The sequence below is a fragment of the Mannheimia cairinae genome (genome assembly GCF_028649535.1).
Classification (GTDB): domain Bacteria; phylum Pseudomonadota; class Gammaproteobacteria; order Enterobacterales; family Pasteurellaceae; genus Mannheimia; species Mannheimia cairinae.
In genome coordinates this window covers 1-2,969 of record NZ_JAQSJE010000014.1, presented here as the reverse complement: position 1 = coordinate 2,969, position 2,969 = coordinate 1, and the positions used below count along the sequence as shown (strand labels likewise).

Sequence of the window (2,969 nt, the reverse complement as noted above, 5' to 3'; positions counted from 1 at the left end):
CCTATCTACGTCGTAGTCTCCAACAACCCTTACAGTCTTATAGACTGGGAGAACTCATCTTAAGGCAAGTTTCGTGCTTAGATGCTTTCAGCACTTATCTCTTCCGCATTTAGCTACCCAGCAGTGCCTCTGGCGAGACAACTGGTACACCAGTGATGCGTCCACTCCGGTCCTCTCGTACTAGGAGCAGCCCCTCTCAATTCTCCAACGCCCACGGCAGATAGGGACCGAACTGTCTCACGACGTTCTAAACCCAGCTCGCGTACCACTTTAAATGGCGAACAGCCATACCCTTGGGACCTACTTCAGCCCCAGGATGTGATGAGCCGACATCGAGGTGCCAAACACCGCCGTCGATATGAACTCTTGGGCGGTATCAGCCTGTTATCCCCGGAGTACCTTTTATCCGTTGAGCGATGGCCCTTCCATTCAGAACCACCGGATCACTATGACCTGCTTTCGCACCTGCTCGACTTGTCTGTCTCGCAGTTAAGCTTGCTTATACCATTGCACTAACCTCACGATGTCCGACCGTGATTAGCAAACCTTCGTGCTCCTCCGTTACTCTTTGGGAGGAGACCGCCCCAGTCAAACTACCCACCAGACACTGTCCGAAATCCCGATTAGGGACCCTCGTTAGAACATCAAACGTTAAAGGGTGGTATTTCAAGGATGGCTCCACAATGACTGGCGTCACTGCTTCAAAGCCTCCCACCTATCCTACACATCAAAATTCAATGTTCAGTGTCAAGCTATAGTAAAGGTTCACGGGGTCTTTCCGTCTAGCCGCGGGTACACCGCATCTTCACGGCGATTTCAATTTCACTGAGTCTCGGGTGGAGACAGCCTGGCCATCATTATGCCATTCGTGCAGGTCGGAACTTACCCGACAAGGAATTTCGCTACCTTAGGACCGTTATAGTTACGGCCGCCGTTTACTGGGGCTTCGATCAGGAGCTTCTCTTGCGATAACACCATCAATTAACCTTCCAGCACCGGGCAGGCATCACACCCTATACGTCCACTTTCGTGTTTGCAGAGTGCTGTGTTTTTAATAAACAGTTGCAGCCAGCTGGTATCTTCGACCGGTTCAACCTTCGAGAGTGAATCTCTACAATCTACGCCGGCGCACCTTCTCCCGAAGTTACGGTGCTATTTTGCCTAGTTCCTTCACCCGAGTTCTCTCAAGCGCCTGAGTATTCTCTACCTGACCACCTGTGTCGGTTTATAGTACGGTTCAATATAATCTGAAGCTTAGTGGCTTTTCCTGGAAGCGTGGTATCGGTTACTTCAGCTCCGTAGAGCCTCGTCATCACTTCTCGGTGTTAAGAGCATCCGGATTTGCCTAAATGCTCCACCTACCGGCTTAAACAGGGATATCCAACACCCTGATAACCTAACCTTCTCCGTCCCCACATCGCAATTATATCAAGTACGGGAATATTAACCCGTTTCCCATCGACTACGCTTTTCAGCCTCGCCTTAGGGGCCGACTCACCCTGCCCCGATTAACGTTGGACAGGAACCCTTGGTCTTCCGGCGAACGAGTTTTTCACTCGTTTTATCGTTACTTATGTCAGCATTCGCACTTCTGATACGTCCAGCAAGCCTCTCGACTCACCTTCATCCGCTTACAGAACGCTCCCCTACCCAACAATGTTTCCATTGATGCCGCAGCTTCGGTGACTAGTTTTAGCCCCGTTACATCTTCCGCGCAGGCCGACTCGACTAGTGAGCTATTACGCTTTCTTTAAATGATGGCTGCTTCTAAGCCAACATCCTAGCTGTCTAAGCCTTCCCACTTCGTTTCCCACTTAACTAGTACTTTGGGACCTTAGCTGGCGGTCTGGGTTGTTTCCCTCTCCACGATGGACGTTAGCACCCACCGTGTGTCTCCTATACATTACTCTTCGGTATTCGCAGTTTGCATCGAGTTGGTAAACCGGGATGGCCCCCTAGTCGAAACAGTGCTCTACCCCCGAAGGTATTCATATAAGGCTCTACCTAAATAGATTTCGGGGAGAACCAGCTATCTCCCGGTTTGATTGGCCTTTCACCCCCAGCCACAAGTCATCCGCTAATTTTTCAACATTAGTCGGTTCGGTCCTCCAATTAGTGTTACCCAATCTTCAACCTGCCCATGGCTAGATCACCGGGTTTCGGGTCTATACCTTGCAACTAAAACGCCCAGTTAAGACTCGGTTTCCCTTCGGCTCCCTTATTCAGTTAACCTTGCTACAAAATATAAGTCGCTGACCCATTATACAAAAGGTACGCAGTCACCCNNGGGCTCCCACTGCTTGTACGCACAAGGTTTCAGGTTCTATTTCACTCCCCTCGCCGGGGTTCTTTTCGCCTTTCCTTCACAGTACTGGTTCACTATCGGTCAATCAGGAGTATTTAGCCTTGGAGGATGGTCCCCCCATCTTCAAACAGGATTTCTCGTGTCCCGCCCTACTTGTTGTTAGCTTAGTACCACAATGATGTTTTCGAGTACGGGATTATCACCCTCTGTGATTGTGCTTCCCAGCACATTCCTCTAACAAAACTGCTATCACTAACAGGCTCCTTCGCGTTCGCTCGCCGCTACTAACGAAATCTCGGTTGATTTCTTTTCCTCGGGGTACTTAGATGTTTCAGTTCTCCCGGTTTGCCTCAACAAGCTATGTATTCACTTGTTGATAGTAGATTCTTCATCTACTGGGTTTCCCCATTCGGATATCTTGGATTAAACGCTTCTTATCAACTCATCCAAGCTTTTCGCAGATTAGCACGTCCTTCATCGCCTCTGATTGCCAAGGCATCCACCTTGTGCGCTTAGTCACTTAACTATACAACCTCAAATGTTTTCTATATTGAATCACTTCAATACTGAATCACTTTAAGGCCTTCATTATTCAACTAAACACTTGAGTGCTTTTGTTCACTCAAGATTCTTTTTGAACTACTCAGACTTTTCATTTCTCTCA

Annotated in this window: 1 rRNA gene; it reads right to left on the bottom strand. The window is 48.8% G+C overall.

Annotated elements, in window-relative coordinates:
* Positions 1-2,831, bottom strand: a 23S ribosomal RNA gene (locus PTQ27_RS11460); the annotation flags it as partial.
* Positions 2,832-2,969: the final 138 nt, after the last annotated feature.